Raw genomic sequence first — 24,418 nt, forward strand, 5'->3', positions numbered from 1 at the left:
CGGCTACCCATCTTTCTACGTGAGGTGGATTAGGGCTTGATCCGGATCTTGTTCGGCTTCCACAGCCCGCTGTGTACCTCGGACCCGTACTCGATCTGGGCGGGTTGGGCGTCGACGAGGGTCTCGAACTTACGCAGCGAGCCCCAATCTCTGCCCCAGTCCTTGGACAGGTAGGTCGGCATCACATGCGCGCGCAGGAGCAGATCGCTGATCCCCAGCAGGCCGCCGTTCTCGCCGTCTTCCCAGGTATCGGTGTCCTTGCGCTTCTGGTCGTAGTCCGGGGTGATGCGGAACTCGGGGATCTCGGTGATCCCGTACTGGTGCAGCATCGGCTGCTGGCAGGGGAAGACGAGTCCCACGGTCCAGTCCATGAGCACCGGCCGCTCGCTACCCACATACTCCTGCAACGACTTCAGCTCGGGTACCCGCGGCGGGGCGAAGGCTAGCCAGTCGCCCGGACTCAGCGAGAGGTCAACGGCCACGATGCGTACGGCGGTGGCGGTATCCGGGATATCCGAACGCGCGAAGCGCAGGTTGCGCCAAGACGGCGCGGGGCCAAGGTCATAGGGCGTCAGCCGTCCGGCGGGTGCGAAGGTGCCGTCTGGTCCGGCCGTGCCGTACTCCAGTTCCAGTGTCTGCCCGGCGATGGCGCCCTTGACGTTCTTGGCCGCAATCGTTCCGGCAGCTGTCACCACCACCAGCGGGTGGGCGGCGTCACGGGCCGGTAGCTCATACCAGTCGGAGGTCGCCTTTGCCTGCTGTTGCGGGCCGACCCGGTAGGTGCCCACGATCGGCACTCGCGCCGGGTCCAGCCCGTAGGGCAGGCGCACGGTGGAGCCATTGATTCCCGGAGTCTTGTTGCGGTCCTTGGAGTCCCAGTCGTAATCGGTGCCCGGGCGCGAGTCGTTCATCCGGATCGACTCGGCGACGATCTTGTCCGGTACTCCGTCTGGTGTGAATCCGGAGGGATTCGCGCCGCCGAGCGGGCCCAGGGGGCCAGACGGTGCGCCAATGGCCTGCAGCAGACCGGCATTCGCGTCGGATTCGACCAGAACGTCGTCGGCCAGCCCGCACCCGCCGGCCAGTTCACGGATGTTGGCCCAGCCGTTGGAGTACGACGGGTACTGACGAACGACACCGATCGCCAGCTGGCAGATGGACGTCAGCACCATGAACCCGGCCGCCCAGGCCACCGGGGCCGAGGTGATGGACCTGGTCACCCGATTGTCCTCGTGCCGGGGCGAGAAGTGCAGCCATGCCGCGTAGGCCACAGCGAGCGCGAACAGCGCGAAAAATATTGTGCTGACGCTTATTCCGGCGATCTTCGGCATGCTGCTGTTGAAGGGCACGCCGAAACTCGAGACGTACCACCAGCCGGCCGCGCTGGCCCAGCTCAGTGCCAGCACGAACAGCACGGTCGCTACGACCGCCATCCTGTTGCGGCTCCAGCGCAATACCTGTGGCGATACCAGCACCGTGGCCAGCGCCGCCACCGCGGCTCCCAGGGCGGCGAAGAGCCCGAAGTGGTGCACCCACTTCGTCGGCGCGAACATGAGGAAGAAGATGGTGCCGAATACGACGCCCAGCACGCGCCAGGCAGGTCCCCGGGCGACACCGGGAACCCGCTTGCGGCGCAACAGGATGAACATCGCGATGAACAGGCACGCGGCGATGAGCAGGAACCCGAAGCGTCGCGATACCGAGCCGTCGACGGTCGGCAGGAACATGTAGTAGTACCGCAGGTTGTCCGTGTACCACGCCTGTGCAGGGCCGATCGCGGTGCGAATCCGGGTGGCCTCGACGACCGTTGCCAGGGTCTGGTCGGCGAAAATGACGGCAAGCACCACTGTTCCCGCTGCCAGCATGGGCGACACCAACGGCCAGGTGCCCACCTGCCGGTGCTTCGTCACGATGATGCGCAGAATGGGCCGGCCACCGGCGAGCAGGGCGGCGACCGCGATCAGACCTGTCGGCTGGATCCCCAGGGTGAAGGCCGCGGTGACGATCGCCAGCGCGGCGGGAGTGAGTCGGCGCGAGGTGATGGCGCGTTCGATGAGCACCCAGGTGATCAGCGATCCGACGGCGATCTGGCCCTCGGGGCGCAGGCCGTTGTTGAACGGGAACCACGATGCGAGCAGCACAAAGCCGGCTGCCCAGGCCGCGGGCTTGCTGCGGGCGACGGCGGGCCCCAAGCGGGGCAGCACTTCCCGGCTGATCAGCAGCCAGCAGACCAGTGAGGCCACGAGGTCGGGCAGCCGGATCCACAGGCTGATATCGCTGAACTTCGTCATGATGGCCAGCAGGTTGTAGTACCAGCCGAAGGGGTCCTCGGGGCTGCCGAACCAGCGGAAGTAGTTGGCCATGTACCCGGCATGCTCGGCGGTGCGCGCGATGCCCATCTGGTAGCCGTCGTCCGAAGATCCCGCGCCGATCACGTACCAGAGCACCAGGCTGCTCATGATGACGGTGTCGGTGAGATCGAAACGGCGCCATCGGGTGGGGATGACCCGCCGCATGCGATGACCGTCGGTCTGGTCGATTCGCCACAGGGCCAGCAACGCGATGATTGTGGAGACGATCGCGCCGACCATCGCCGCGAGCTTGAGAAGCGTTGGGCTGGAGGAGAATCGGTTGTCGATATGGGCGGTGAGGCTCAGTCCTGCCGGAGCGGGACCGGTGAGCTGGGTGAAGACCCCGACGATCTGCGGGCGCAGATTGGGATCGGGGAATCCCGACTTGAGGTCGGCGGTCTTGTCGGCACCGTCGCCGCGCAGCCCCTCGAATGTCGCGTATGTGCCCTTGTCCGAGGAGGTGATGACGATCTGCCGGCATTCGGGCGAGGCGACCTTGGCGCGCGGAGCGGTCGCGATGACCACGTTGCGGTCGGTGATGTCGACGCGTTCCTTGGAGACCTTGACGAACAGGCCCTGTAAAGCAGCCTCTTTGCCTTCGGGAGGTGCGGTACCCAGGATCACCGCGCCCTCGGCGGGTGCCGAGTTGATCACCGCGCAGGGCACGGTCACGGTCATGTCCATGGGTGTCTGCGCGATCAGCGGCGCGGTGACGTTGTTCAGCTGTCCCTGCTGCGGCCAGTTGAGGGTCGCGGTGGACACCTCGACCGGCAGTAGGGGGATGGAGACACTCAATACGAACCCGAGCAGGCCGAAAACGGTTGCCGTCCAGCGTGCGATGTTCAGCTTGCGGGCCTCAGGGGAAGGGTCTGTCACGGAATTCTGTGTCATGGCAGGGCTCGAATCGGTCCGTTGCGGGTCCAGCCGTTCACCACGACGGTGCCCTCAGTGAGTTGTGCGTTGGGTGCCAGGTCTGCGGCGATGACGGGCTCGTACTTCTCGATCGAGCCCCAGTCGCGGTACCAGTCATTACGCAGGTAGGCCGGAACCGAGGAGGTCCGCAGCAGCGCGGTGGTGAACATGAACGGTCCGCCGTCCTCGGCCGACATCCACATATTTGACGACGTCGCGACCTGCTTGTGCTCGGGCATCACCCGGAACTTGGGCAGCTCGGCGACCCCGAGGCGCTCGCTGAACGGCCGCTGGCATGGGAAGTTCTGCGCCACGGCCATATCCAGTAGCACCGGAGTATCGGAGCCCAACAGATCCTGTGCGGTCTTGAGGGTGGGTACTCGGGGTGGGGTGAACGCCAACCACTGATCGTTGGACAGGTTCGGGTCGTCGGCGACTATCCGAACCACGTTGGCCCCTGCAGGAGCGGTCTTGGTGGGGAACCGCAGGTTGCGCCAGACCCGCTGCGGCCCAATATCGATTGGGTAATCCTGGCGAAGCGCGCGGATGCCACCGGGACTGCTCGGGTCGCGGACGCCCCACTCCAGCTTGAGCGACTGGCCGTAGTTGATCTCCGGACTGAAGGTGCCGTCTTGCTGGAACGACCAGATCGCTCCGGCGGCCGAGATCACCACCAGTGGGCGATCCGGGCTGGGCGGGGGAAGCTCGTACCACGAGGACTTCAGATGCGCGGCAATCGAATTCTCACCGTAGCTACCCATCACCGGAGTGCGGGCGGGATCGAGTCCGAATGGCAGCAGTGCGTTGGAGCCATTGATTCCGACGGGCCCGATACCGCCGGTGGTCCCGGCCGCATCGCTGACCTCCATGATCGGCGCGTTGGGTGAGGCATCGGAGTTCACCAGGCCCGGCTTGCCGATGACGGGCAGCGAGGTCATGCCGGTCTCCACCGCATCGGGGGTGAAGCCGATGGGATCGGTGCCCCCGAGGGGTCCGTACTTGCCCGCCGGCTGGCCCGGAACGGGTTGCAAAAGGCCCTCATTCGCATCGGGTTCGACAAGGACGTCGTTGGCCATCGCGCACGGGTTGCCGGCCAGGGCCAGCAGATTGGCCTTGCCGGTGGTGTAGGTATCGCTGCGTGCGTAGACCCCCTTGGCCATGGAGGAGACCTCGAGAATCACCATGATCGCCGCCACGATCATCAGCGGTGTGGAGGCCAGAAGCCGGTTCCTGCGGGTGTTCTCGACCTCGGTGTGTCCGGCGTAGTCCAGGCGGAAGTGCAACCAACCAGCCAGCAGGGCGGTGACGATCGACAGTGCCAGGAAGATCGTAGTGACCGGTTGTCCGGCGATGACCGGTTGCTTGTCGAACCACGGCACGCCGTAATTACCGACGTAGAACCAGCCGTTGATGCCGGAGGTCGACCACGCCAGGATGAACAGCAGGGCCGTGACGTACAGCGCCAGGTTGCGTCGTGAGTGCAGTCCGACCCGGGCGAACGTGAAGGCCGCGACCGCGCCGAGTGCACCGGCCAGCCCGGCGAAGATACCGAATTGGATCGCCCATTTGGTGGGGGTGAAGGTGAGTAACAGCAGGCCGATCGCGGTGCTGCCGAGGAGCCGCCACACGGGCCCGCTGGCCAGACCCGGAAGTACCCCGCGGCGCAGTAGCACCGCGAGTGTGCCGAAGAGGCAGAGCAGCAGGGTGAACACCGCGATGCGGCGTGTCAGCGAGCCGTCGACATTGGATTCGACGGTCAGGAAGTAGTAGCGCAGAAATTCCTGGTACCAGGCGATCGTCGGGCCCACCACATACTTGATGCGGGCGGATTCGGCGACCGTGGCCAGTGTCTGGTCCCGGAAGGTGAAGGCCAGCACGCCTGCGACCGATGCCGCTAGCACTGTGACGGGGGTGAATCGTCCGTACCGGACCCGCCGCACGGAGATCACGCGGGCAATGGCCCGTCCGCCGGCGAGTAGCGGTCCCAGCGCGATGAGGCCCTGCGGAGCGACGGTCGCGGTGAGCAGGGCCGTCACGATAGCCAGAGCGGCGGGGGATAGGCGCCGGGTCGCGATGGAGCGCTCCACCAGGATCCAGGTGACCACGGTGCCGAACACGATGATCGGTTCGGGCCGCAGGCCATTGTTGAAGGGCAGCCAGGCAGCCAGGAAGACCAGTGCCGCGGTCCATACCGCGGTGCGGCTCGCGGCGAGCTGCTCACCGAGGCGGGGCAGCATCTTCTTGCGCAGGATGTACCAAGTGCCGATGCCCGCGAGAGTGGCCGGCACGCGCATCCAGACGCCCACCGTGCTGACTTGCGTAAGCCAGCTCAAAAGGGTTGCGTACCAATCGAATGGGGAGGCCGTGGCGCCGAAGTAGCGGTAGTACTCGGTGACGTATCCGGCCTGATGGGCCACGCGCGCCTCGACCAGGACATTGCCGTCGTCGGAGGTGATGGCGCCGATGACATGCCAAAGAAGAAGTGTGCCAACGACTCCGACATCGGCGACGCCGTTGGTCAGCAGAGCCGCGCGGTCTGGCAGCTTGAACGAGCGCCGGGTGGGTCTACGTGCACCGCGGTCCAGTACGGCCAGTGCTCCGATGGCGATGGCCACCGCGGCAAGGCCGAGAATCAAGGCTGCGAGCTTCAAAGCGGTTGGGCTGGTGATGAACCGGGTGTCGACCACCACGCGGGCTGTCGGCCCGCCCGCTGCGGGCACCTTCAGGTCGGTGAACAGGCCGGTCACCTGAGGCTTTTTCTCGATGGGCAGGGTTCCGTTGGCGCCGGGGAGTCCGGCGAAGTTGGCACCCACACCGCCGGCATTGGCCCAGATGTCTAGCGAGGTGCAGCCACCGGATTCCACGGCCTTGCGTGGGGCGACCGTCGCGACGTTATCGCGGAAGGCGACGACGACCAGGTCGGAGGTCGCGCGGACGAACAACGCGTGCCGGCTTGCCTCGAGCCCGCCGTCGGGACTGGTCGAGAGCACCACACCGCCGCTGGCGGGCAAGGTCGCGATGGCAGTGCAGGGGATGTGCGCCTCGAAGGACAGCGGTGCGCCCGACACCAGCGGTGCCGTGATGCTGGTGATGTTCCCGTCGGCGGTTACTCCCTGAGGCCAGGTGATGTCGACGGTGGACTGGCGGACCGGCAGCAGGGGAACGAGCACGCACAACAGCACACCGATGGAGGCCGCAGCCAATGAAATCAGACGTGCCCGCTGGGCTGTACCTGCTGTCGCGGACTTTGAAAGCGGCGAAGGCACGAGGGCGATGGTATGTGACGAAGCTTCGGGCGCCTCAATGCAGCGCGCCCGGTTGGCCGGATTGAGACCTCACCAGCTGGATACTTATTGATACCTTGGTAGGAGTATCAAAAAGTATCCACGCTGTCGGTCGCATCTGATACTTGTTGATACAAGGCAGCTCAGTATCGATAAGTATCAGGTGGAACACGTATGCAGCCCAGCCCGTACACACCAGGTCAGGTGGCGCGCGACGTGGTCGGGCGCACGGAACAGCTTGCCGAGATCGGTGAGCGGCTGATGTATATGACCGAGCTCGGCCGGCTGATCGGGCGCATCCGCGTCGACACCGGCCCACGTGGGGTGGGAAAGACTTCCCTATTGCGCGAGGTGCAGCGCGATGCGGAGGCGCGCGGCGTGGTGACGGTGTGGGTCACCGCTGGAGGAGATGAGCCACTCGCGTCGGCCATTGCGACGCAGATCCGCATGCGGGGGGCGGCGTGGAAGAAGAAGTCACGCGGCCGCCTGCTTCGCGCCATCGATCAGGTCAATTTCACGGCCGGCGTACCGGGTGTGGCCCAGATCGGTGCCACCGTCAAACCGGCGCAAGGCGGCCAGGCCGAGTCGTCGTTCAAGGAACTGATTGTCGAGACCGTTACGGCCGCCCGTGAGGAGGGACACCGCGGACTGGTGTTGCTGATCGACGAGATCCAGGACGCCGACCGGGCCGGGCTTCGTACGCTGGCCGTGACGTGGCAGGACCTGCAGGCCGAGGCCGCGGCCCTGCCCGCCGGGGTTTTCGCGGCGGGTTTACCGCAGACACCCGAGATCATCAGTGCTGCGGCGACATTCAGTGAACGGTTCGCTTATCGCACGCTGCAGCGTCTTGGCGCCGACGCGTCTCGGGTGGCGCTCGTCAAGCCGGCCGGGGAAGCGGGAGTCGGGTGGTCGCCGGATGCGCTCGATGCCGTTATCGCGCAGACGAGCGGGTATCCGTACACCCTGCAGCTGTACGCCGACGCCGCATGGGCGCGCGCCGGTTACCCGGATCCAGGGGGTCAGATCCGGATCGCCGACGTGGAGCACGCCGCCCGACAGGTCGCCGAGGATATGGACGCGCTGTTTCGCGCGCGCTGGAACAACGCCACACCGGTGCAGCGGCGCTTCCTGTCGGCGATGGCGCAGGCGTTGTCCGATGATCGTTCGGCCAGCCGGGCCGATATCGCGGCCGCCATGGGCCGGGATTCGCGGGCGATCAGCGCCGCCCGCGCCGCACTCATCGACAAGGGCTTGATCGCCGTCGCGGGCCACGGACTTCTCGAGTTCACCATCCCTGGCTTCGCGGATTTTGTTCGCGCTCAAGAGGGCTGACGCAGCGTCGGCGAATTAATCGTTGTGCGGTGACTTCTCCCGGACCACTCCGGAGCGTTCGCACTTGGGATCGACCTTCACCGGGTGATACGGGCAGGGCTCACCGCCGGCTACGGCAGGGGAGGCCGCCACCAGGGACGTCGTCAAACACACGGCCATCGCGAACTGCCGGACCATCGCAGGAACCTTCCTCTGGGATCTCTTTGGAGACAACCCCATTGAAGTTGGCGGGCCCTGCTACTGGCTTCCGATAAGTTGCCAGTCTCTGTCGGAAATCGGCCAGGTTTCGGCGCTGATGCTGCGCGCTATCGACTCTTACGCAACGGCGCGGGTGTCCAGAGTCCGCTGTGCACAGCGGTTCCGAGCTGTAGCTGTGCCACGGTGGCGTTCCGGTAATACGGCGTAAAACGTTGCAACGCACCCCAGTCGCGGAACCAGTCGTTCTGCAGATAGGTTGGTACCGGAGTGGCCTTCAACAGCAGCTCGGTGATGCCCAGTGGGCCGCCACCGAGGTAGTCCATCACCGGTGAGTTGGCCTCCGCGCCGAAGCGGTCGGGGAGGATGCGCCACTTCGGGATCTCGATGACCCCGTTCTTGTGGTCGAACGGACGCTGGCAGGGGAAGGCAAGTCCCACAAGCCAATCCAGGAAAACCGGATCAGCTCCCACAACGGCCTGCAGTGAACGCAACGACGGCACACGAGGCGGGGTGACCGCGATCCAATGTTGCGGTGCCAAGTCGTCATCGGTCACCAGTAACCGGATTCGAGTGGCGCTCGTCGGGATGGCATCGCGAGACATCCGTAGGTTTCGCCAAGCCGGGGAGGGGCCCAGGTCAGCAAATGAGATGGCGCCCATGACCTTTCCGTCCTCACCGGCGAACTGCACCTGCAGCTCTACCGGGTCGAACCGGCCCGCGGCCGCCAATACGACCAGCGGCTTGGTGGCGTCCTTGGGGGGCAGCCGGTACCACGCCGACTGCAGCCGGGCGGGACGTTGACTGCCGATCTGATAGCTGCCCATCACGGGCGTGGTCTCGGGCCTGAGGTCGAAGGGCAGGCGTGCCCGCGATCCGTTGACACCGGCGACGACGGTGGTGCCGCCCTCGGTGCCCTCCTGGCTGCCGTTGACGTTGTTACCGCTCTTGTCGCGTGCGACGAAGCTGTCCGAGGCCTGGGGGTTGTTCTCTTCGTCGGCCGAGACATCCGAAGGAATCCCGTTGGGATCGAACATGATGTTGGTATCGGCGGCCAGCGCCTGCCCGATCGGGGCGTCGATCGGTTGCAGCATCCCGGCGTTCGGATCCTCCTCGACCAGCACGTCGTTGGCCAGCCCGCAGCCGTTTCCGCGCAGTGCGTCGAGGTTGGAACGTCCGACGGACCAGGCCGGGTACTGGTTGACCATGCCCGCGGTCAGCGAGAAGACCGACCAGATGACGACGATCCAGGTGCCGACGGCCAGAGGAGACTCGGCGATGCGTGCCAGCACCGGATGCACGGGTGTGCGGCCGGGGTGGTCGCGGCCGGTGAAATGCATCCATGCCGCTGTCAGAATGGCGAGCACCGACAGTCCGAAGAAGACGGTGCTGATGCCGAAGTGCCATTGCGGGAAGGAGTTCGACCACGGCACGCCGAAGTTGGAGACGTACCACCACCCGTTCACGCTGGAGAACGAGAGGGAGAGGACGAACAGCACGATGGCGGCGTACAGCGTGCGGTTGCGTGGTGAGCGCATCGCTGCGGCGGTCACGGCCACGGCGGCCAGCGCGCCCAGTGATCCCGCCAGGCCCGCGAACACCCCGAAGTGGTGTGTCCACTTGGTGGGAGTGAACATGATCGCGATGAACGAGATCAGCGTGATGCCGATGATTCGCCGGCTGGGGCCGCTTGCGGTGCCGGGGATCTTGTTCTTGCGCAATGTCATCGCCACGGCCACGCCGAGCGCGATGAGCAGGGCCAGCACCGGGAATCGCCGGGAGATCGCGCCATCTGTGGTGGGCAGGAACAGCCGTTCGTAGCGCACGTGTTCGTCGAACCAGTTCAACGACGGTCCCACGGCCGACTTGAGTGCGTTGGCCTGGATCTCACCGACCAGGGTTTGATCCCGGAAGATGACGATCAACGTGACCAGCCCGGCTGCCAGGATCGGTGCCAGCAGCGCGGCGTAACCGAACCGTTTGGCGCGCTTGCCCACGATGGTTCGTAGCGGTCCGATCGCGACCAGCAGCGCACCGATGGAGGCGATACCCGTCGGTCCGGAGAACAGGGTGAGCGCACCGATGATGCATGCGACCGCGGCGGGAAGGAGCCGGTTGGTGGCGATCGATCGCTCGACCGAGCACCACGTCAACAGGATGCCGACGGCGATGATCGGTTCGGGCCGCAGGCCGTTGTTGAACGGCAGCCAGAACGCCAGGAACATCGCGGCCGCCGTCCATGGCACCACCGGATTGGTGCGCGCGGCGTGGCCCAGCCGCGGGATCACCTCGCGGCTGATGACGGCCCAGCACAGCACGCCCATGATCAGGGTGGGCAGCCGCATCCAGACGCTGGCGGTGCTGATGTGCGCCCAGAGGGTCAGCAGGTCGTAGTACCAGCCGAACGGCGACTCGGGGGTGCCGAACCAGCGGTAGTAGTTGGCCATGTAGCCCGAGTGCTCCGCGACGCGGGCCATGGTGAGGATGTAGCCGTCATCGGAGGTATTGGCGCCCACGAAGTGCCACCACACCAGTACCGCGCCGACCAGCGCGTCGAGCGGTCTGGGCTTCCACCAGCCCTCGGGCATGAAGCGCTTGTGCTTGCGCCCGTCGGCCGTATCGAGAGTGTGCAGCGCGATCAGCGAGATGCCGGTCAGCAGGACGCCCAGGATCATCGCGATGAACTTGATGACGGTGGGGGAGCTGCTGTAGCGGGTGTCGACGGTGGCGGAGAGGTGCAGGCCCGCCGGAGCGGGTCCGGACAGGTCGGTGAACACGCCGACGATCTGGGGCCGGAAGTCGTACCCGCCGCGCTCCCCGGCGCGGGGCTGTCCGGGTTTGGCGTCTTTGGGACCCTGCGTCAGGCCGACGAACTGGCCGGTCACCTTGTCCGAATGCGCGATGACTTGGAGTTGTTGGCAGTTGGGGCCGGTGACCTCGGACAGGGGGGCAGAGACCACCGGCACATTGCGCACGATCACCACGAGGTCGCCGCCGATGCGCTGGATCAGCATGCCGCGGTCCACCGCGTTGGGCGCCTGCTTGGGCACGGTCGAGAGCAGCACGGTGTTGTGGCCCTCAAGCCCCTTGGCCGCCGCGCAGGGCACGGTGATCGTGAGGTCGGTGGGTACGTACCCGATGAGGGGCGCGTCAACACTGGTGAGGGTGCCGTTCTGCGGCCAGTTCAGCTCAGCGGTGTCCTGCCGGACCGGCAGCAGCGGAGTGGCAATGGCCAACACTGCGCCAAGAAAACCGGTGACGATCGCGATCAGCCGGGCCCTGCGGTAGTCGCCGTCGCCGTTGCCGGCGACCTTCTCCGTCGCGTTGCCCTGAACCGTCACGGAGGAAGATGTTAGTTGGCTACTTAGAGGGGACCCGCACAACCAGGACGAAGGGCCCTATGGTGCGCACGGTGAACCGCGGGTCGGCGAATAGCTGTTTATTCAGTGTGACGGTGTACCGCTTCACGTTCGGCTGGTTGGGGTAGACGTCCTTGGCGAGTCGCAGGGAGTAGTTGTCACCGGTTTGGCGCATGAGCAGCACGGTCGGTGCCCGCCAGGGCAGCGCGTCCAGTGCACGGATCATTTCGTCGGCGGTGTGCAGGTCTTCCCAGCTCTTGATAGCGGCCGCGCGCTTGTCGAACTGGGCCAGCGGATTCGCGTAGTGCGGGGTGAGCCCCTGGAAACCGTAGTAGGGGTAGAACGCCAGGAAGCTGTAGTCGGCGGTGAGCACCACGACCTCATCGCGCGGCTTGCCGGTGATCTCGGTGATCGCCTTGTCGATGGCGCCGTAGTGACTTTCCGGGCCGGGCGGGCGGCGGTCGGCGCGTTGTCCGGTGCCGTCGGTATCGGCATACGCGATGACGATGTCATTGCGGAGCACATTGGGGATGTCCTGGCTGAAAGCCAGCGCGCCGGCCAGGCCGATCACGGCGGCCACGATCTTCGCGGATTTGGCGCGCACCGCGGCCCAAGCGGCGACTTCGATGAAGGCGAACACGCCCGCCGCGGCGAGCAGCACGGTGAGGGTGGGCACGAGCCGGAAGGAGAGCAGGGTGGTCTTGGCGAGGGTGGCCAGCATCGAGAGCAGCGACCACAGATAGACAGACCCCACACCAATGGCCAGCGCACCGGCCCGCGCCGAGGTTCGTGCCCGCACCACCAGCCAGACCGTTCCGAGCAGACACAGCCCGCCGAGCATGGTGGGCTGCAGCATCGGGAAGGCCAGTTCGGCACCGTCATTGGGCAGGTAGTGCTGTGCCGATGCCGCCTTTTCCAGAGAGGCCCGGGAGACCGCGATCAGGTAGGGGCCCCAGAACACCAGCGCCACCGCGATGGCGATGGCCGCGATGGCGAGCCAGCGCAGCAGGGGCTCCTTGACGGCGGGCCACCAACCGTCCCGCCGGACGCGGCTGATCGCCACTACCTTGGCGGCCACGGTGATGGCCAACGCGCCGTACGCGGTGAGCAGTGTGTAGAACAGCGCCGCGAACCCCAGGAATAGGCCGACACCGGCCACCGCTGCCCAGCCGCTGCCTGCGGGTGCGCGTAATCCGCTGTAGCCGAGCACAAGTACCGGTGCCAGCAGCACCGTGATGATGGCGCCGTACGGCTCGGCGGACGTGTACGCGAGTGTGACGGCGGCCGTCGCAGTAGTCACGATGAGTGCGTACTCGAAGCGAATCATCTTGTTCCACAAGATGAATGCCGCACATACCGCGATCGCCAGCGAGGTGATGGCCCACGGCTTGTACATCTCCCAGCCTGCGGTGCCGGTGAGCGCCGCCAGGCGCCCGCCGATCCAGAACCAGCCTGCCGGATAGAACGGTGGCATGTCGGGGTAGGTCATATCGTGCAGCGCGGGCGAGTCGGTGAACCGTGTCAGGTACTCGGTGCGGAACTGCTGGTCCACCGAGACCCCGAACAGGTACAGCTTGGTGGCTCCCAGGGGCATCCCCAGCGTCACGACGGTGAACGTCGACAAGAAGAGCAGGGAAAGTATTTTCGCGACGGCCTGGCGTCCGCTGCGCCAGAGAGCCCCGGCAAGCACCAGTCCGGCGATGGCGCCGAACTGCCCGACCGTGGTCAGGGCGTGCAGCTGGTTTGACGATCCGAAGGCCGGCCACTCCACCCGGGCGATCGCGAGGAGTGCGACGACACTGACCGCCGAGGCCGTGACGGCAGCAAGCGCCAGGTCCTTGGTGGTGTCTAAAACGTGCCGACGTGACGCCTCTGCTGTCTGGGCCGTCATCTCGCGCCTAGACAGGCAGCTTGCGGAAAATGGGGCGAGGAACGTGACGCAGTACCGACATCACAAAGCGCCATTGACCGGGCGCCCAGATCAGCTCCTTGCCCGCGGCGGCCGACGCCACCACCAGCTCGGCGATCTCTTCCTTGTCGACGGTGAACGGTGCCTCCTTGGCGCCGGTGGCCTTCCAGTGTTCGATCGTCGTGGTGGTACGCACCTGGCCCGGGCGTACCACCAGTACGCGAACACCGAACTCGCGCAGGGCTTCTCCGAGACCGAGGTAGAACCCGTCGAGCCCGGCCTTGGTTGAGCCGTAGACGAAGTTGGAGCGGCGCACCCGCTCACCGGCGACCGAGGACATCGCGATGACCTGGCCGAAGCCCTGTGCCTTCATCTTCTGGCCGATCAGCACGCCGACGGAGACGGCGGCGGTGTAGTTGACCTGTGCGCTCAGCACCGCCTTGGCCTGGTTCTGCCAGAGTTCCTCGGCATCGCCGAGGACGCCGAAGGCGACGATGGCGACATCCACATCGCCCTGTGCCCAGGCGGATTCGATCAGAGCGGGGTGGCTCGCGGTATCGACGGCATCGAAGTCCAGGTACTCGACGGACTTGGCTCCGGCAGCCTCGATCTGTGCGATGGCGGCCGCGCGCTTGGGCGCGTTGGGCAGGTCGGCCAGGATGACGCGTGCGTGCGCGTTCTTGAGGTAGCGCTCGACGATGGCCAGGCCGATCTCCGAGGTGCCGCCGAGTAGCAGGATGGTCTGGGGGTTACCCGTTGCGTCAATCATTTTGGGGCGGAAGCCTTTCTAGAGCAGCTCGAGGCGGCGGGCCATATCGGAGGCGAACACGCCGTGGGGGTCGGCCTTGCGCCGGGTGGCGATCCACTCGTCGACGCGCGGGTACATCTTGTGGAACTTCTCGGCACTCACCCGGGAATCCTTGGCGGTGTAGACCCGGCCGCCGAACTCCATGGCGCGGGTGTCGAGCTCGTTGAGGAACTCGTTGACGCCGGGCTTGTTGGGGAAGTCCATCGCGACGTTCCAGCCCTTCATGGGGAAGCTCAGTGGCGCTTTGTTTCCCGGGCCGAACAGCTTGAAGACGTTGAGTGCCGAGTACTGGCCCTGGGTCTGGATCCACCGGATGATGCCCTTGAACTCATCGAGCGCATCGGGCGGAACCAGGAACTGATGTTGCGCGAAACCTGCTGGGCCGTAGGCATATTGCCATCCGGTGGTGATGTCGAGCATGTGGTAGAACTGCGTCAGATTGACGATCTTGCCCTGGTAGTTGCCGCTCATCCGGTAGAACGCCTCGCCGATCGCCATGAGTGACGGCTTGATCATGAAGTTGACCGGGAAGAGGTCGGGGAAGCCGGGCAGTTGCGGCGCACTGAATTTCAGTGGATCCTTGGCCAGCTTCGGGGGCAGCTGATCCAGTTTCGCGAGACTGCCGCGGCTGACGGCCGCCCGGCCCAGCTTCGGTGCCGGATTGATCAGGTCGAACCACGCACTGGAATAGGTGTACTGGTCTTCGCTGCCGTCCTGGTGCACCGCGATGGTCTCGTCCAGGTCCCGGGTGGCGACGCCGTCGGCGATGAAGTAGGCGGTTTCGGTGCGCGTCATGGCGATGCGTGCGCGAACGACGATGCCCGTCAACCCGTTTCCGCCGACGGTGGCCCAGAACAGCTCGCTGTCGGGTCCGTCGGGGGTGATGGTGCATACCTCGCCATCGGCCATCAGCAGGTCCAGAGACACCACGTGGTTTCCGAAGCTTCCGGCGCTGTGATGGTTCTTGCCGTGGATGTCCGAGCCGATGGCACCACCCACGGTGACCTGGCGGGTACCGGGCAGCACCGGCACCCACAGGCCGAAGGGCAGCGCGGCCTTCATCAACTGATCCAGGCTCACACCCGCATCGACATCCGCGATGGCGGTCTCGGCGCTGATCGAGTGCACCCTGTTCAGCGGAGTCATGTCGACGACGATTCCGCCCCCGTTGCACGCGTGATCGCCGTAGGAGCGGCCCAGGCCGCGCGCGACGATGCCACGACGCAGGTGCGCGGGGCTGGCGGCGCTGGCATCGGCGACCTGGCGTACCGCCTCGGCGATCACATCGACATCGGGAGTGGAGAGCACGTGCGCGACGGTGGGCGCGGTGCGACCGAACCCGGTCAGTGCGCGCTGGGTCAGCGGGAGGTCTGTAGACATATCAGTCAAAAAGCGTACTTGAGCCGATCGGAGGGCAGGAGCGAAGCGACCGGCGGACGACTCAGCGCAGCCGGAAAATCACGGCGCGCTGGACGATGAAGTTGATGACAGTCGCGGTGCCCTGAGCGATGACAAAGGCCACGAGCACCGCGGTGGGCGTGTAGTTCAGCAGCCCCAGGAACAGATGGTTGAGGCCCACCTGGACGAAGAAGGTCGTCAGGTACAGCGCCCACACCGCGATCAGCCGGGCGGTGCTGGGCGGCGCCTGGAACGTCCAACGCCGGTTGATCAGGTAGGCCGTGGTGGTGCCGGCGATGAAGCCGATGGCCTTGGCGAGGTCGGGCTGCACCCCGGCGACCTTGTAGAGCAGCACATAGAGCCCGAAGTCGACGACGGCCGAAAGCCCACCGGTGATGACGAAACGGGTCGCTTGAGTGGTCAGCGACAGCGGAGCCTGCTCGGCTGGGACACCTGACACGGGCCAGAGCCTATGCCAGGTGCCTGGCGACAGCGCCAATCAACGGGCCCCGCGCACGACTTTCCGCGCGCGGGTAGGGTCCCAAAGGGTTCTCTAACAAGATTGCTGGAACATCGATGCGTGAGGGGCAACCATGACGACTCCAGAGCACGGAAGGCACGAGCGGGCCGAAGGCGAAGGACTTGATCCGCTGATCGACCTGTCCCGCGATCCCAACCCGGGAGTCCCCGACCACGCCAAAGACGACGAGTAAGCACTCACACTCGTTGCGGGACGAACGCCTCGATCTCCTTCACCATGAGCTCGGGCTGGTCCTCACTGACGAAGGTGTAGCTGTCCGGTACCTCGACGAGTCGGGCGTCGGGCAGTAGCTGCACCCATCGTTGCGCATGCGCGAACGGGAAGAATGGCAGCTTGCGCGGCCAGAGCAGCAGCACCGGCTTGTCGAAGGTGCGCAGTGTCTCGGCCGCGGCCAGCGTGTCGTGGTAGTCGATACCGCGCAGGAACGCCCGCACATCGCGCCGCACGGCCTTGTTCTGTAGCAAGGGCCGGACCCACTCGCCGAGCACATCCTCGGGGATGGAGTGCTTGGCAAGGGTGTTACCGAGAGCGCGTTGCGCGATCTTGAGCCGGAACGGGCGCAACACGAAATCGGTACCGGGAATACGTGCCCAGTACTGGAAGATGCGAATCGACATCGGCAGGAAGTTGTCGAACGAGTCGCAGGGGGTCAGCACCACCCGCCCGATCCGGTCGCAGCCGTCCGCGAGGAGCAGCTGTGTGATGGCGCCTCCGGTATCGGTCGCGACGATGGTGACGTTGTCGAGGCCGAGGGACTCGATCAGTTCCCGGATCAGCCCCGCCACCGAGCGTGGGGTGAGGTTCGCGCTCGCGTTCATCGGAGTCGCGTGCGCGCCCAGGGGGAGATCCGGTGCGACGCATCGGAACCGTTGGCTCAGCGGTTCGGTGACCTTGCGCCACATGGTGCTGGTGACGAACAGTCCGTGTACGAAGACGATCGCGGGACCGTCGCCGTCATCGCGGTAGTGGATGGGGCCAGCGGAAGACTCGAAGATGGGCATGCCTCAACCATGGCGTTGACCTGCTGCCATGACGAGGCACGGCACTGCCAGACGGTGCCACTCGGATGCCTGCGCGCTAGAGGCCCGCGGCCGCCAGCACACCGCAGAGCGCGTCGACGGCCGGTGCGAAACCATGATCGGCAGGTGTGCCGAAGCTGACGACCACCCCGTCCGGATCGGGGATATGCGGACCGGCCTGGGGGTGCCGCAGCCGCGACAGCCCGGCCAGCGCCACCCCCGCCTCTCCTGCTCGATACAGCACATCGGGTTCTGCCCCGTCGGGCAGCGTCAGCAGCAGATGCAGTCCGGCCGAGAGCCCACGGACCCCGACGTCGTACTCCGAGAGTCGTGCGACGAGTTGGTCGCGCCGGCGCCGGTATCGGCCGCGCATCCGCCGGATGTGCCGGTCGTAGTGGCCGCCGGCGATGAAGTCCGCCATGGTCAATTGCGAGATGGCGTCGACGTACCACTGCCCGCCCCCGGCGGCCGCCACGGCGGCGTCCACCAGGTCCGGTGGCAGCACCATCCAGCCCAGGCGCAGCACCGGGGCCAGGCTCTTGCTCGCCGAGCCGAGGTAGACGACGCGATCGGGGTCGAGGCTTTGCAGCGCGCCGACGGGCTGCCGGTCATACCGGAACTCGCCGTCGTAGTCGTCTTCCAGGACGTAGGAATCGGTGCGGCGCGCCCAGTCCACCACTGCGGTGCGACGAGCCGGGTGCAGCGGCAGCCCGTGCGGAAAATGGTGGGCGGGGGTGATCATGGCGGCGCGCACGTCGAGGGTGTCAAGGTCGCTGACCACGGCGCCCTCCTCGTCGAATCCGATCGGGATGCTGGAGCCGCCCGTGGCTTCGATGCAGTCGCGAAAGATGAAGAGCCCGTACGCTTCCAGAGCGATCGGCTGGATCAGTCCATACATGCGGGTGAGGATCTCCACAGCATGACGGGTGCCCGCGCAGACGACGACCGAATCCGGTGAGGTTCGCACGCCCCGCACCCGGCCCACGTATTCGGCGACGGCAGAGCGCAATTCAGGACGTCCGCGTGGGTCGCCCGCGCGCAGGGCCTCGTGGGGCGCGTTGCTCAGCGCCCGGCGCACGGAGGTGACCCAGTCGGTGCGGGGGAAGGCGGTGACGTCTCCGGAGCCGGGCATGAGGTTATGGGGCGGCGGAGAGCCCGCACCGCGTGATCGCGGCGGCAACTGGTTCTGGACCCGATTGACCACCCGGGTTCCCGAGCCCTGCCGCGATTCGAGCCAGCCTTCGGCGACAAGCTCCGCGTAGGCCTCGGCGACGGTGTTGCGCGCCAGTCCGAGATCGACTGCCAGGGTGCGGGAGGGCGGCAGCATCGCACCCACCGTCAGGCGCCCGGACCGGACTGCTTCGCGGAGAGCGGTGATCAACACATCGCGTACGCCGCGGGCACCGGGGGTGATGGCGTGACGCAGGTCCAGATGCAGATCGTGGCTGAGGGGACGCGGTTCCGGTATTCCCGAATTGGCCCACGAACTCATGGTCAGATTGAACCATGAGTATGGGCCTTTCTGCTTCTACCGTTAAGGCATGACAAGCACCCTGAATGCCCCAAGAATCCGCATGGACAAGGTCTCGCCCGAGGTTTACGAGGCCATGATGGCGTTGAGTATCGCCTCGGCCAAGGACGTCGAGCCCAGCCTTGCCGAGCTGATCAAGATCCGCGCCTCTCAGCTCAACCACTGTGCGTTCTGTCTCGATATGCACACCCACGATGCCCGCAAGCAGGGAGAGACCGAGCAGCGCATCTACCTGCTGAATGCCTGGGCCGAGGCAGGCGACATCTACACCGAACGGGAGAAGGCCGCACTGGCCCTCACCGAGGAAGCCACCGTCCTTTCCGCTGGTGAGCACGTGTCCGATGCGACCTACGCGCGCGCAGCGGCGGTATTCACCGAGCGGGAGCTGGGGCAGATCATCGGGATGATCCTGACGATCAACGCCTGGAATCGCATCGCTGTCACTACCCGCAACGCACCTCCGAGGCGTGGCTAGATTTGCCACATTCTTCGCCGTCGGCGTGACAGAAGCGTGATCGTTTCGTAATCTGACCGGGTGATCTCGGCGAGATGGCGTGCGAACGACGGTGGGAAGAGGCCCGCGATGCCGCTCTCTCGCGTCGCGGGCCTCGGCCTGTCACTCGTTGCCGGTGCCGCCGTGATGGGGGTAGTGAGCGAAGTTGGGAAGCCGGACGTCCAGCTTTCACTCAAGCCGGAAGAGAAGGCGATCGTCCTGATCGCCGACCTGCCGCGTGCGCAGCGGGACCGGCGCTATGTCTCGGCCGAGGCGCTGGCCCTGGAGGCTAGGGCCAGAGCCATCAAGCCATGCTCGACGGTGTTGGCAGGTGCACAACCGGCGGTGGCGCAAGCGGGCAATTTCTTGAAGACGATGTTCGGCATCGGTGATATCGGCGGTGCCAGCGGGCGTGGCGGCGGCGGTGACCATGGCCGCGGTCTGGCCCTGGACTTCATGACGAGCTCCAACACCACCGGTACGGCGCTTGCGAACTTCGTGCTTGCCAACCGTGATCGGTTGGGAGTGACGTACGTGATCTGGCAGCAGCGGTACAACGACGGCAATGGCTGGTCGATGATGGAGAACCGCGGCAGTCCGACCGCCAATCACATGGATCACGTGCACGTCTCGTTCCGCGCCGGCGCGAAACCGCCCGCAGTTAGCTGCTGATATCAGCCACCCGCGATAGACAGCGCCGAGGTCCCGTGCGCAGATATGTTGAATTCCATGGGTTTCTTGCCATCTCGTAATTCTCTGCGCGGTCTGCGGCAGATTGGTGACGGTCTCGGCACACTCGACCGAGAAGTGTTCGAAGCGATTGCGGAGTCACCGAGTCCGCTGCTGGACACCGTCATGCCCCGGCTCACTCGCGCTGCCGACCATTCCAAACTGTGGATCGGGATCGGCGCCGGGCTGGCCATGTTCGGCAAGCCGGCCATGCAGCGCGGCGCCACGCGTGGCCTGTTGACACTGGCTGTGACGAGTGCGGTCACCAACCAGGTGGCCAAGCGGCTGCGGCGGCGCGCTCGTCCCAACCACCTCTCGGTGCCGCTGATGCGGCGCAGCAGGCGCATCCCCACGTCGTCATCACTGCCCTCGGGCCATTCGGCGAGTGCGGCGGCCTTCGCAGTGGGCGTTGGCCTCGAAAGTCCGCCGGTGGGCTTTGGGCTCTCGCTCCTTGCCGGATTGGTGGGTCTGTCGCGCGTGGCCACTGGTGTCCACTATCCCGGCGATGTGTTCGCCGGATTCGGGATCGGCGCGGGGATAGCGGTGCTGGGTGCACGGGTGGTGCCGCCCATCGCGCCGGCGACCGTGCGCGCGGCAGATCCGCTGCGGGTGGTGACTGCCGCACGGCCCGAGGGCGAGGGCGTGGTCTTGGTGGTCAATCCGGCCTCCGGTGACGGAACCGGGCAGCGGATCCTGGATCAGGTGCGGAAAGCCTTGCCGCGCGCTGAGATCGTCGAACTCGACAAAGACGATGACGTGATCGAGGTGATGCGCAGCGCGGCGGGCCGGGCCGAAGTGCTCGCGGTGGGCGGCGGTGACGGCACGGTGGCGTGCGCGGCCGGTGTTGCGGCTCAGACCGATACACCGCTGGCGGTTTTCCCCGGTGGCACGTTCAACCACTTCGCCAAGGACATCGGCTGTGACAGCGTGGCCAAGACGGTCGATGCCATCCGCAGGGGCAGCGCCAGCCGCGTCGATCTGGTCTACCTGAACGAAGACCAGGTGGTGATCAACACCGCCAGCATCGGTTCCTATCCGAAGTACGTACAGATCCGGGAGAAGCTCGAACGCCGGATTGGCAAGCCGCTGGCAAGTGTGTACGCGATGCTGCACATGCTGCGGCGCGATCATCCCGTACGTATCCGGTTCGATAACAAGACCATTCAGACATCACTGTTCTTCCTGGGCAATTCGGTCTACTTGCCGGCGGGTTTCGCCCCCTCACTGCGAAGCCGTCTGGATGACGGGTTGATCGACGTGCGCATCCTGGAGACTGGCCGCAGGTTCAGCAGCGTGCGAATCCTCTGCGCGTTGGCATTCGGCCGCTTGCAGCGCAGCCCGCTCTATCACGAGCTGCAGGTGCCGGAGTTCACGTTCACCGCGGTGGATGGTCCGACCGTGATTGCGCATGACGGTGAGGCCGGCGACAAATACCCGGAGGCGCGCTTCAAGGTTCGCTACCGGGCGCTGGCGGTGCTCCGCCCGCTGCCCTGAGGCCAGGGCGGCAGCACCAACAGGCAGGCAATGAAGTACGCGTATCCCAACGCCCACCCTGCCAGCACGTCCGAGGGGTTGTGGACGTTGAGCAGAACTCGGCTGACGCCGATCGCCAGAATCAGCACACCACCGAGCACCGCGAGCCAGGGGCGCAGCGCGGCAAGCGCTTTCGGCAGAAAGACGGTGAGCAACGCCAGCACGCCGACCATGACGCCCAGGGCATGTCCAGACGGGAACGAGGATCCGTACGCATCGACCAACCTGGTCGCCGGGCGCGGGCGGCCCGCGAGCAGTTTCGCCAACTCGGTCACCAGCGCGCTGAGTTCCACGGTGATCAGCAGGAACATTGCCGGGCGTCGCTGACGCTGCACCAGCAGCACGACGATGACGACGGCCACCGCGATGCGGAATGCCCCCGGACCCAAGGCAGTGGCGAACACGTCCCAGGCGGTGACCCAGCCTGGGTGCGCGATTCCGTAGTCATGCGCGGGGGCCAGTGCCGCGATGTCCAGTCGAGACAGCCAATCCCACTGCTGGGCATAGCCGATCCAGAGCAGTGCGAAGACGATGAAGGCGGTGCCGGCGGACACCGGCAGCCAGCGGTGTTCCCGCGCGCTTATCTCTGGCATGACTAGACCCAGTATGGGACCCGGGCGCGGTACTGGCGCATCACCAGGATCGCAACGGTCCAACCGACGACGGTGATGGCGATCGCGATGATCCAGTGGTGCAGCTGCTGATCGAGCCCGAGCAGCGGATCGCGGATGATGGCCAGGAAATGCACGAACGGGTTGAGCTGCACCGCGGCGGCCAGTTTTCCGGCCCGCTCATTGAGCATGCTCTCGTTCCAGATGATCGGCGTCATGAAGAACAACAGCTGCACCAGGCTGCCCAGCAGTGGAGAGATATCCCGATAGCGGGTCGCCAGCACACCGAAAACCAGTGAAACCCAAACACAATTCAGGGTGATCAGTATCAGCGCGGGAATGAAGCTGAGATCGGTGATATGCCAGTGCGGCGGATACACGGCCACGACGACGAGAAAGATGATGATGTTGTGGGCGAACAGCAGCAGCTGCCGCCAGACCAGTCGGTAGACGTGCACGCTCAGCGGTGTCGGCAGCTGCTTGATCAGTCCTTCGTTCGCGACGAAGACGTCCGAGCCCTCCAAGATCGCGGCATTGAACAGATTCCAGACAATCAAACCGATGGTCACGTAGGGCAGATGTTCGGCCAGCGGGAGTTTGAACAGCTGCGAATACAGCAGGCCCATCGCCAGGGCGGTCGAGCCGGTGGCGATGGTGATCCAGAACGGCCCCAGTACCGAGCGGCGGTAACGCTGCTTGATGTCCTGCCAGCCCAGCTGCAACCAGAGCTGCCGGTGCTCGAAGCCTTCCGACAGGTCACGCCATGCACGTTTGAAGGTGCGGGAGTCCGAGGCGAGGTCCTCAATCGTCATGTCGCTCCTGTACTGAGGGAGTCGGGTTGCCGGGCCGTCCGAACTGCTCACGTCGGCCCAAGCGCCGCAACGCGATCCAGTCGCGCAGTCCGGCAACGTCGCGGCGCGTGATCAGGAAGTACCACCCGAAGCGCACCCATTCCTGCGGCAGCAGCTTGCGCATGCCGGGCTGGGACATCAGGTACCCGCGGTTGCGGTAGGTGAAGTACCGCTTGGTGGCATCGTCTGGATACTGGGTGTGCATGCGCCCGCCCAGAATCGGCTTGAACTCGGCGGCGCCGTTGGGGTGCAGGTATGTCGTGTCCAGGCAGGTTCCGAACGGCAGACCCGAGCGCACGAGCCGCCGGTGTACGTCCACCTCGTCGCCGCGCACGAACAGGCGCAGATCAGGAACGCCCACGGCCTCCAGGGTTTCGGCGCGAAACAGTGCGCCGTTGAATAGCGAGGCGATGCCCGGCAACAGGTCTTGGCCCGCCTCGGTGCGCAGTTCCTCGACCCGTCGGCGCCACACCAGTCCGCGACGCAAAGGAAACGCCAGCCGGCCGGGGTCATCGATATCGCACACCACCGGTGACACCTCGGCGAGGCGATGCTTCCGGGCACAGGCCAGCAGTGTCTCGAGAACATCGGTGCCGCCCGGGCGGCCGTCGTCGTCGGCAAGCCATACCCAGGCAGCGCCGAGGGTGAGCGCATGCAACATGCCGAGCGCGAATCCTCCAGCGCCACCGAGGTTCCGGCGGGAACCCAGGTATGTGGTGGCGATGGGTTGGCCATCGACCAGGGCCTTGACGGCGGGATCGTTGTCGTTGTCCACCACCACAAGATGGTTCGGCGGGACGGTCTGCGTAGTGACGATCTTGAGCGACTCGGCCAGTTCCGCGGTGCGTCGGTAGGTGACGACGACGGCGACAACACCGCCGGTCGAGTCACTCATGGGCGTCTTCGGCCAGAATCTGGGCCACGTGATCGCCGGCCTCGTTGCCTTCGTAGGCGCGGACCACCTCTTCGATGCCGCCGCTCATCTTGATGGTGCCGTGGTCGATCCACATCGCCGTGTTACACAGTCGGGCCAGAAATTCGTTGGAATGACTGGCGAAGACGAGCATGCCGGACCGTTCCACTAACTGCTGCAAACGAATTCGTGCCTTTTTCATGAACTCGGCATCAACCGCTCCGATGCCCTCGTCGAGCAGCAGGATCTCCGGGTCGATGCTGGTGACCACGCCCATCGCCAGCCGGACGCGCATACCGGTGGAGTACGTGCGCAGCGGCATGGAGAGGTACTCGCCGAGTTCGGTGAAGTCGGCGATCTCTTCGACCTTGGCCTGCATCTGTTTACGGGTCTGCCCCAGGAACATGCCGCGGATGATGATGTTCTCGTACCCCGAGATCTCGGGGTCCATACCCACGCCCAGATCGAATACGGGCGCCACCCGCCCCTGGACGTACGAGCTGCCCCGGGTGGGTTCGTAGATTCCCGAAAGAAGCCGCAGCAGAGTCGATTTGCCGGCGCCGTTGTGGCCGACGAGCCCGACACGATCGCCCTCCTTGAGGGACAACGTGATGTCTCGCAGCGCCTCGATGACCACGACGTTCGATTC

Annotated in this window: 16 protein-coding genes and 2 pseudogenes; 4 read left to right on the plus strand and 14 right to left on the minus strand. The window is 65.7% G+C overall.

Annotated elements, in window-relative coordinates; genetic code table 11:
• Positions 1-29: 29 nt before the first annotated feature.
• Positions 30-3,242 carry an arabinosyltransferase domain-containing protein gene (locus RHO23_RS22125; protein WP_423488361.1) on the minus strand — a complete coding sequence of 1,071 codons (3,213 nt, stop codon included), beginning with the start codon at positions 3,240-3,242 and terminating at the stop codon, positions 30-32.
• Complete coding sequence (locus RHO23_RS22130) at positions 3,239-6,529, minus strand: arabinosyltransferase domain-containing protein (protein WP_423488362.1); 3,291 nt, start codon at positions 6,527-6,529, stop codon at positions 3,239-3,241. The genes RHO23_RS22125 and RHO23_RS22130 overlap by 4 nt, the downstream gene beginning before the upstream one ends.
• A gap of 192 nt (positions 6,530-6,721) precedes the next feature.
• Here RHO23_RS22130 and RHO23_RS22135 point away from each other — a divergent pair, with 192 nt between their 5' ends.
• The gene (locus tag RHO23_RS22135; RefSeq protein ID WP_070921998.1) at positions 6,722-7,879 is read left to right on the plus strand and encodes an ATP-binding protein; all 1,158 of its coding nucleotides are present in this window, start codon (positions 6,722-6,724) and stop codon (positions 7,877-7,879) included.
• 15 nt (positions 7,880-7,894) lie between these two features.
• Here RHO23_RS22135 and RHO23_RS22140 read toward each other — a convergent pair whose 3' ends face one another.
• The 8 genes from RHO23_RS22140 to RHO23_RS22175 all read right to left on the minus strand — a co-directional run bounded on the left by RHO23_RS22140 (position 7,895) and on the right by RHO23_RS22175 (position 18,600).
• On the minus strand, positions 7,895-8,056 hold the full coding sequence (locus RHO23_RS22140; protein WP_227465404.1) for a hypothetical protein: 162 nt from the start codon (positions 8,054-8,056) through the stop codon (positions 7,895-7,897).
• 128 nt (positions 8,057-8,184) lie between these two features.
• Positions 8,185-11,415 carry an arabinosyltransferase domain-containing protein gene (locus RHO23_RS22145; RefSeq protein ID WP_057965344.1) on the minus strand — a complete coding sequence of 1,077 codons (3,231 nt, stop codon included), beginning with the start codon at positions 11,413-11,415 and terminating at the stop codon, positions 8,185-8,187.
• Positions 11,416-11,434: 19 nt separating this feature from the next.
• The gene (locus tag RHO23_RS22150) at positions 11,435-13,324 is read right to left on the minus strand and encodes a galactan 5-O-arabinofuranosyltransferase (RefSeq protein WP_423488363.1); all 1,890 of its coding nucleotides are present in this window, start codon (positions 13,322-13,324) and stop codon (positions 11,435-11,437) included.
• A gap of 7 nt (positions 13,325-13,331) precedes the next feature.
• Positions 13,332-14,111 carry a decaprenylphospho-beta-D-erythro-pentofuranosid-2-ulose 2-reductase gene (locus RHO23_RS22155; protein WP_030096096.1) on the minus strand — a complete coding sequence of 260 codons (780 nt, stop codon included), beginning with the start codon at positions 14,109-14,111 and terminating at the stop codon, positions 13,332-13,334.
• A gap of 18 nt (positions 14,112-14,129) precedes the next feature.
• Positions 14,130-15,530: an FAD-binding protein gene (locus RHO23_RS22160; protein ID WP_423488364.1), complete on the minus strand. Its 1,401-nt coding sequence runs from the start codon at positions 15,528-15,530 to the stop codon at positions 14,130-14,132.
• A 61-nt stretch (positions 15,531-15,591) separates the two neighbouring features.
• Complete coding sequence (locus RHO23_RS22165) at positions 15,592-16,008, minus strand: GtrA family protein (protein WP_030096094.1); 417 nt, start codon at positions 16,006-16,008, stop codon at positions 15,592-15,594.
• 257 nt (positions 16,009-16,265) lie between these two features.
• A complete protein-coding gene (locus RHO23_RS22170; protein ID WP_423488365.1) occupies positions 16,266-17,090 on the minus strand; it encodes an alpha/beta fold hydrolase in 825 nt (274 codons plus the stop codon).
• A gap of 76 nt (positions 17,091-17,166) precedes the next feature.
• Positions 17,167-18,600 (minus strand): PLP-dependent aminotransferase family protein, encoded by a 1,434-nt coding sequence (locus tag RHO23_RS22175; RefSeq protein WP_081346315.1) that lies wholly within the window; start codon positions 18,598-18,600, stop codon positions 17,167-17,169.
• Between the two features lie 49 nt (positions 18,601-18,649).
• Between RHO23_RS22175 and RHO23_RS22180 the strand changes: the two genes are divergently transcribed.
• The 3 genes from RHO23_RS22180 to RHO23_RS22190 all read left to right on the plus strand — a co-directional run bounded on the left by RHO23_RS22180 (position 18,650) and on the right by RHO23_RS22190 (position 21,355).
• Positions 18,650-19,114: a carboxymuconolactone decarboxylase family protein gene (locus tag RHO23_RS22180; RefSeq protein ID WP_423488366.1), complete on the plus strand. Its 465-nt coding sequence runs from the start codon at positions 18,650-18,652 to the stop codon at positions 19,112-19,114.
• Positions 19,115-19,222: 108 nt separating this feature from the next.
• Complete coding sequence (locus RHO23_RS22185; protein WP_064407560.1) at positions 19,223-19,804, plus strand: hypothetical protein; 582 nt, start codon at positions 19,223-19,225, stop codon at positions 19,802-19,804.
• Between the two features lie 57 nt (positions 19,805-19,861).
• Positions 19,862-21,355, plus strand: coding sequence for a bifunctional phosphatase PAP2/diacylglycerol kinase family protein (locus RHO23_RS22190; RefSeq protein WP_030096089.1), 1,494 nt, complete (start codon positions 19,862-19,864; stop codon positions 21,353-21,355).
• Here the strand turns inward: RHO23_RS22190 and RHO23_RS22195 are convergent.
• The 4 genes and pseudogenes from RHO23_RS22195 to RHO23_RS22210 all read right to left on the minus strand — a co-directional run.
• Positions 21,309-21,987: pseudogene (locus RHO23_RS22195) on the minus strand (phosphatase PAP2 family protein). The gene RHO23_RS22190 and the pseudogene RHO23_RS22195 overlap by 47 nt on opposite strands.
• Positions 21,988-21,989: 2 nt before the next feature.
• Positions 21,990-22,817, minus strand: a complete 828-nt coding sequence (locus tag RHO23_RS22200) for an ABC transporter permease (RefSeq protein ID WP_057965337.1) — start codon at positions 22,815-22,817, stop codon at positions 21,990-21,992.
• Complete coding sequence (locus RHO23_RS22205; RefSeq protein WP_070917029.1) at positions 22,807-23,751, minus strand: glycosyltransferase; 945 nt, start codon at positions 23,749-23,751, stop codon at positions 22,807-22,809. Before RHO23_RS22205 ends, RHO23_RS22200 begins: the two co-directional genes overlap by 11 nt.
• Positions 23,744-24,340, minus strand: a pseudogene (locus tag RHO23_RS22210) (ABC transporter ATP-binding protein); the annotation flags it as partial. The gene RHO23_RS22205 and the pseudogene RHO23_RS22210, both read right to left, overlap by 8 nt.
• Between the last annotated feature and the right edge of the window lie 78 nt (positions 24,341-24,418).

Source organism: Mycobacteroides sp. PCS013, assembly GCF_049532645.1.
In the GTDB taxonomy this organism is placed as follows: domain Bacteria; phylum Actinomycetota; class Actinomycetes; order Mycobacteriales; family Mycobacteriaceae; genus Mycobacterium; species Mycobacterium gwanakae.

Coding starts and splice junctions, on each gene's coding strand:
- RHO23_RS22190 (WP_030096089.1), top strand. CDS start 19,862: ATGGGTTTCTTGCCATCTCGTAATTCTCTGCGCGGTCTGCGGCAGATT.
- RHO23_RS22170 (WP_423488365.1), bottom strand. CDS start 17,090: ATGCCCATCTTCGAGTCTTCCGCTGGCCCCATCCACTACCGCGATGAC.
- RHO23_RS22200 (WP_057965337.1), bottom strand. CDS start 22,817: ATGACGATTGAGGACCTCGCCTCGGACTCCCGCACCTTCAAACGTGCA.
- RHO23_RS22180 (WP_423488366.1), top strand. CDS start 18,650: ATGACAAGCACCCTGAATGCCCCAAGAATCCGCATGGACAAGGTCTCG.
- RHO23_RS22135 (WP_070921998.1), top strand. CDS start 6,722: ATGCAGCCCAGCCCGTACACACCAGGTCAGGTGGCGCGCGACGTGGTC.
- RHO23_RS22160 (WP_423488364.1), bottom strand. CDS start 15,530: ATGTCTACAGACCTCCCGCTGACCCAGCGCGCACTGACCGGGTTCGGT.
- RHO23_RS22205 (WP_070917029.1), bottom strand. CDS start 23,751: ATGAGTGACTCGACCGGCGGTGTTGTCGCCGTCGTCGTCACCTACCGA.
- RHO23_RS22185 (WP_064407560.1), top strand. CDS start 19,223: ATGCCGCTCTCTCGCGTCGCGGGCCTCGGCCTGTCACTCGTTGCCGGT.
- RHO23_RS22125 (WP_423488361.1), bottom strand. CDS start 3,242: ATGACACAGAATTCCGTGACAGACCCTTCCCCTGAGGCCCGCAAGCTG.
- RHO23_RS22175 (WP_081346315.1), bottom strand. CDS start 18,600: ATGAGTTCGTGGGCCAATTCGGGAATACCGGAACCGCGTCCCCTCAGC.
- RHO23_RS22150 (WP_423488363.1), bottom strand. CDS start 13,324: ATGACGGCCCAGACAGCAGAGGCGTCACGTCGGCACGTTTTAGACACC.
- RHO23_RS22140 (WP_227465404.1), bottom strand. CDS start 8,056: ATGGTCCGGCAGTTCGCGATGGCCGTGTGTTTGACGACGTCCCTGGTG.
- RHO23_RS22155 (WP_030096096.1), bottom strand. CDS start 14,111: ATGATTGACGCAACGGGTAACCCCCAGACCATCCTGCTACTCGGCGGC.